The organism is Neisseria sp. WLZKY-1 (assembly GCF_046546535.1).
Taxonomy (GTDB): Bacteria; Pseudomonadota; Gammaproteobacteria; order Burkholderiales; family Neisseriaceae; genus Neisseria.
Genome location: NZ_JBKGTW010000024.1, coordinates 25,106 through 31,105, shown reverse-complemented (window position 1 = coordinate 31,105; position 6,000 = coordinate 25,106). Strand labels below are relative to the sequence as shown.

At 58.5% G+C, this 6,000-nt stretch carries 5 protein-coding genes; 2 read left to right on the top strand and 3 right to left on the bottom strand.

Going from position 1 to position 6,000, the window contains the following annotated elements:
• Positions 1-43: 43 nt before the first annotated feature.
• From ACLD9W_RS07645 to ACLD9W_RS07635, 3 genes are all read right to left on the bottom strand, one after another.
• Positions 44-187: a hypothetical protein gene (locus tag ACLD9W_RS07645; protein WP_410841466.1), complete on the bottom strand. Its 144-nt coding sequence runs from the start codon at positions 185-187 to the stop codon at positions 44-46.
• A gap of 189 nt (positions 188-376) precedes the next feature.
• Positions 377-1,942, bottom strand: a complete 1,566-nt coding sequence (gene guaA / locus ACLD9W_RS07640; RefSeq protein WP_410841465.1) for a glutamine-hydrolyzing GMP synthase — start codon at positions 1,940-1,942, stop codon at positions 377-379.
• A 117-nt stretch (positions 1,943-2,059) separates the two neighbouring features.
• The gene (locus ACLD9W_RS07635) at positions 2,060-3,583 is read right to left on the bottom strand and encodes an acetyl-CoA hydrolase/transferase family protein (protein ID WP_410841464.1); all 1,524 of its coding nucleotides are present in this window, start codon (positions 3,581-3,583) and stop codon (positions 2,060-2,062) included.
• Between the two features lie 277 nt (positions 3,584-3,860).
• On the opposite strand from ACLD9W_RS07635, the gene ACLD9W_RS07630 reads away from it, so the two are divergent.
• Together ACLD9W_RS07630 and ACLD9W_RS07625 are read left to right on the top strand one after the other, a co-directional pair.
• A complete protein-coding gene (locus ACLD9W_RS07630; protein WP_410841463.1) occupies positions 3,861-4,679 on the top strand; it encodes an FKBP-type peptidyl-prolyl cis-trans isomerase N-terminal domain-containing protein in 819 nt (272 codons plus the stop codon).
• A 109-nt stretch (positions 4,680-4,788) separates the two neighbouring features.
• Positions 4,789-5,826, top strand: coding sequence for a 2Fe-2S iron-sulfur cluster-binding protein (locus ACLD9W_RS07625; protein ID WP_410841462.1), 1,038 nt, complete (start codon positions 4,789-4,791; stop codon positions 5,824-5,826).
• The last annotated feature ends 174 nt before the right edge of the window (positions 5,827-6,000 follow it).

The window sequence follows — 6,000 nt, the reverse complement described above, 5'->3', positions numbered from 1 at the left end:
CCGCAAAAAGGGCATTTTTTGTGTTCAAAGGTTTTGACTCCGCTTAAAGCCTTGTAGCATAAGGCTTGCGGGGGTTTTGGGCAGTAAATTTGTTACTTACGCCGGTAATGCACACGGGGGCGGTGTCGCTCATGTTTTTGGCTTTGGCAACGTTTTGGTTGAATTCGCGGCTGCTGATGGTCTGCATAATGGTCTCCGTTTCAAATGTAGCAACGTACGGATATTGTAGCAATACAAGGGGGGAACAGACAAATAAGGCCGTCTGAAAGCACTACAAACACGTTTCAGACGGCCTTCGGGTCTTAGGCCGTCTGAAAGGCAAAAAAAGCAGCCTGAAAAGTTTTCAGGCTGCTTTTTGATACTTGCGGGCGGGCGTTTATTCCCATTCGATTGTGGCGGGCGGTTTGCCGCTCACGTCGTACACCACGCGGTTGATGCCTTTGACTTCGTTGATGATGCGGTTGGACACGCGGCCGAGCAGGGAGTAGGGCAGCTCGGCCCAGTGGGCGGTCATAAAGTCGCTGGTAATCACGGCGCGCAGGGCGACGACGTAATCATAGGTGCGGCCGTCGCCCATCACGCCGACGGATTTTACCGGTAGGAATACGGCAAAGGCCTGGCTGGTGAGGTCGTACCATGAAGTGCCGTTTTCGTCGGTGGTGTTGCGCAATTCCTGAATAAAAATATCGTCGGCCTGGCGCAGGAGGTCGGCGTATTCTTTTTTCACTTCGCCGAGGATGCGTACGCCGAGGCCGGGGCCGGGGAAGGGGTGGCGGTACACCATTTCGCGCGGCAGGCCGAGGGCGACGCCCAACTCGCGCACTTCGTCTTTAAACAGGTCGCGCAGCGGCTCGAGCAGCTTGAGTTTCATGTTTTCGGGCAGGCCGCCGACGTTGTGGTGCGACTTGATGGCGTGGGCTTTGTTGGTTTTCGCGCCCGCGCTTTCGATGACGTCGGGGTAAATTGTGCCTTGCGCCAGCCATTTGGCGTTGGTGAGTTTTTTCTCTTCGGCATCAAACACTTCTATGAATTCCGCGCCGATGATTTTGCGCTTGCGCTCGGGGTCGGTAACGCCGGCGAGTTTGTCGAGAAACTGTTTTTCCGCATCGACATGAATTACGCGCACGCCCAAGTTGCGGGCAAACATGTCCATCACCATTCTGCCTTCGTTTTGGCGCAGCAGGCCGTGATCGACGAACACGCAGGTGAGCTGGTCGCCGATGGCGCGGTGAATCAGTGCGGCGGCCACAGAGGAATCGACGCCGCCGGACAAGCCTAAAATCACTTCGTCGCTGCCGACCTGCTCGCGGATTTTGGCCACGGCTTCGTCGATGTAGTTGGGCATCGTCCAGCTTGGTTTGGCGGCGCAGATGTCGAGCACAAAGCGGTTGATCAGGGCGCGGCCTTGCTTGGTGTGGGTTACTTCGGGGTGGAACTGGATGCCGTAAAACCGTTTGGCGGCGTGTTCCATCATGGCGATGGGGCAGGAGGGGGTGTCGCCGATGATGCTGAAGCCTTCGGGCAATTTGGAGACTTTGTCGCCGTGGCTCATCCATACGTCGAGGGTGTTGGGCTGGCCGTCTGAAATGCCGCGCGTCAGTTCGCTGTCGATGGTTTTGACTTGGGCGTAGCCGAATTCGCGCTGGTTGCCCGGCTCGACGTCGCCGCCCAGGTGGTAGGCCATAAACTGCATGCCGTAGCAGATGCCGAGCACGGGGATGCCCAAATCAAAAATGCCGGTGTCGGCCTGATAGTCGGAGTTGTATACGGAATTGGGGCCGCCGGAGAGAATAATGCCTTTCGGATTAAAGGTTTTGATGTCGTCAAGCGGCATATCGTAGGGATGCAGCTCGCAGTAAACATGGGCTTCGCGCACGCGGCGGGCGATAAGCTGGGTAACTTGCGAACCAAAGTCGAGAATGAGGATTTTGTCTTGGGTCATGGCGGTTCCGAGTGGGTTTCGGGGTCAAAAAAACGGGGCGGATTTTAACATAAAAGGCCGTCTGAAAGCCTGATGCAGGTTTTCAGACGGCCTCCGATGCCCGATTGGGCGGGGCGCTTATTTCACGCGCATGTCGCCGGTTTCGACGAAACGCTGATGCCACGACAGCGCTTCGTTCAACAGGTGCGGCGTGTGCAGGCCGCCGCCGGATTTTTCGGCACGGTCGAAGTAGTCGCGCAGCTGGTCACGGTAGTCGGGGTGGGCGCAGTTTTCAATGATAAGGCGGGCGCGCTCACGCGGGGATTTGCCGCGCAAATCGGCCAGACCCTGCTCGGTAACCAGCACCATCACGTCGTGTTCGGTGTGGTCGTGGTGGGAAACCATCGGCACGATGCAGGAAATCGCTCCGCCTTTGGCTACCGACGGCGACACGAAGAAGGACAGGAAGGAATTGCGGGCAAAGTCGCCGGAACCGCCGATGCCGTTCATCATTTTGGTGCCCATGATGTGGGTGGAATTGACGTTGCCGTAGATGTCGGCTTCGATCATCGCGTTCATGCCGATGATGCCGAGGCGGCGGATCAGCTCGGGGTTGTTGGTCACTTCCTGCGGGCGCAGGATGATTTTGCTGCGCAGTGCGTCGATGTTGTCGTTGAAGCGTTGCAGCGCGTCGGGGCTGAACGACAGGGCGGTGGCGGATGCGGAAAGCATTTTGCCGCTCAGAATCAGGTCGAGCATGCCGTCCTGCAATACTTCGGTATAGCCGACCAAATCGTCGAAGGGGCCGTCCTGCAAACCGGCCAGTACGGCGTTGGCGACGTTGCCGACGCCCGACTGCAGCGGCAGCAGGTTTTTCGGCAGGCGTCCCATTTTGACTTCGTGCGAGAAGAAGTCGATGATTTTCGCAGCGATGCTCTTGGACATTTCGTCCGGCTCGGCGAATTTGCTGTTGCGGTCGGACGCGTCGGTCAGCACGATGCCGACGATTTTGTCCAAGTCGCAAGTCATGTAGGGCGAGCCGATGTGCTGGCCGGCCTGGGTCATCAGCAACGGCTGGCGGTTAGGCGGCAGACCGATGCTGTCATAGATGTCGGCCATGCCTTCGAGTTTGGCGTTTTGCTGCGCGTTGACTTCGAGAATGATTTTTTTCGCATATTGCAGCCAGGTAACGTTGGTGCCGACTGCCAACGAGGGAATCAGTTTGCCGTCGGCGGTGATGCCTGCCACTTCGACGATGGCTACATCCATATCGCCGAAGAAACCGGCGCGAACCTGCGGCTCGATGTGCGACAGGTGCACATCCATGTAATAGGCGTCGCCCGCGTTAATCTGGTTGCGCATGGTGGGGTCGGACTGGAAGGGGCTGCGGAAAGAAACGGCATTGGCGCGGGCGAGCACGCCGTCGCATTCGTCGGCAGTGGACGCGCCGGTAATCATGCGGATGGTGTAGGGCTTGCCCGCCTGGTGGGCGGCCTGTGCCTTTTCGGCGATGGCGGTGGGAACGGCTTTGGGGTAGCCCGCGCCGGTAAAGCCGCTGATGCCGACGGTCATGCCGTTTTCGATAAAGGCGGCGGCCTGTTCGGCGGAAATGATTTTTTGGCGCAAGCCTTCGTGTTGCACACGTTCTGCTGCTTGGGTCATGAGGTTTTCTCCTTCAAATACATATAAGAAACCGCCCGTAAGGCGCGGGGTTGGAACAAATCCGGCCGCACGCGGGCAGGCCAGACGCTTCGGAATATATAGTAAAGGTTTATCAGTGTAAAGTTTCCGCAAGCATATGCCGCGCGGCGCGGTGCAGCTTTAAGAAACGCAAAGGCCGCCGCCTGCCGCGGCCGGTTTTTTTCAGACGGCCTTTCTTTTGCCGGACAAGCTTGTATAATCCGCCATTTCGTTTTTCCGTTTCCCGCAAAGGAACTTTATGAAGCACACTTTGAAACTGAGTCTGACCGCCTTGGCCGCCGCCTGCGCGCTGGCCGCCTGCAAACAGGAAACCGGTGCTCCTGCCGCCTCCGCCGCGCAAAGCGCTTCCGCTGTCCAATCCGGTGCGAAAGACCCCGCAGCACTGGGCACGCCCGAGCAGCAGGCCAGCTACGCCATCGGTATGGACATCGGCCGCAACCTCAAAAACCTGAAAGACCAGGGCGTGAGCCTCGATTTGAAAATGTTCAGCGAAGCCGTGCAGACTGTCGTAGAAGGCAAAGAAACACGCATCAGCCCGCAGCAGGCCGAAGAAGTGCTGGTGGCATTCATTCAGAAAGAACAGGAAAAAGCCCAGGCCGCCGCGCAGAAAGAAGCGCAGCCCGCCTTGGAAAAAGCCAAAGCATGGCTGGCCGAAAACGGCAAAAAAGAAGGCGTGAAAACCACAGCCTCCGGCCTGCAATATAAAGTAATCAAAGAAGGTACTGGCAAACAGCCCAAGCCCGATTCCATGGTCAGCGTCACCTACACCGGCAAGCTCACCGACGGCACCGTGTTCGACAGCAACGCCGATGCCAAAGAGCCGATGGCTTTCCCGCTGCCCGTGATGATCAAAGGTTGGCAGGAAGCCCTGCCGATGATGAAAGAAGGCGCGGAATACACCCTCTACATCCCGCCCGAACTGGGCTACGGCGATATGCCTCCGCCCAACTCCAAAATCCCGAAAAACGCCGTGCTGGTGTTTGACGTGAAACTGGCGGCCACCGGCGAAATGCCGAAAGACGCGATGGTCGGCATGCCGCCGCCAGAAAGCAGATAAAGGCCGTCTGAAAAAACGTCCGGCTCCGTGCCGCAAAAGGCCGTCTGAAAGCCCCGCCGCGCTTTCAGACGGCCTCCCTTATCCGTTTTTCCCCGCGCACCATAACAACATGAAACACAACATTACCCTGTCTCCCGACAACGAAACTTTTGAGGCGGACGACGGCGAAAGCATACTCGCCGCCGCCCGCCGCCAGGGCTTCAACCTGCCGCACTCCTGCCAAAACGGCATCTGCGGCCAATGCAAAGCCCGCGTCCTCTCCGGCCGCTTCGAGCAGGCCGGACACGCCGAACAGGCGCTGCCCGCCGAAGAAGCCGCGCAAAACCATATCCTTATGTGCTGCTGCTTCGCCCAAAGCGACATCAGCCTCGAAGTGCCCGGCTACCGCAGCGGCAAAACCCCGCCCGTCAAAACCCTGCCCGCCCGCGTCGCCTCCATCGACTATATCGGCGACACCGCCGTTGTCCGCCTCGACATGCCGAAAAAGCCGTCCTTCGTTTTTCTTGCCGGACAATACATCGACATTCTCCTCAAAGACGGCAGCAGCCGCAGCTATTCCCTCGCCAACAGCCCCTCGCAAACCGCACAACTCGAACTGCACATCCGCCGCCGCGAAGGCGGCCTGTTCAGCGGCCTGCTTTTTGGCAGCGAACCCGCCGTCCGCGAAAAAACCGTCATGCGCGTGCGCGGGCCGCTGGGCACCTTCACCTTGCAGGAAAACGACGATTCCCCGCTCATCCTCTTGGCTACCGGCACGGGTTACGCTCCCGTGCAAAGCATCCTGCACCATCTTGCCGAACAACAGTCTCCGCGCCCGATCCACCTTTATTGGGGCGGCCGCACCGAAAGAGAACTCTACTTTGCCCGCGAAGCCGCAGCGCTTATCGGCCGTCTGAAAAACGCCCGCTTCACCCCCGTCCTCTCCCGCGCGCCCGAAAGCGGGCAGAGTGCGCGCGGCTACGTCTGGCAGCAGGCGCTGGCCGACTATCCCGATCTGTCCGGACATCAGGTATACGCCTGCGGCTCTCCCGCCATGATTGTCGACGCGCAGCGCGTGTTATGCGAAAAAGGCCGTCTGAAAAAAGAAGCCTTCTTCTCCGACGCCTTTTCCCCCGCGCAGGCCGATAGCGCCGCAGAGGCCGTCTGAAAGCGGAGCTTCAACGAAGTTAAAACGCCGCTTCGGCACAGCCAAAACAGCACGCATCTTTTTTCAGACGGCCTCCTAACCCGTGAGGCCGTCTGAAAGCCCGGCCGCCCAAACCACCCGAATACATACAATAAGGAGACCGAAATGAACCGAATCTATAAAGTTATCTGGAAC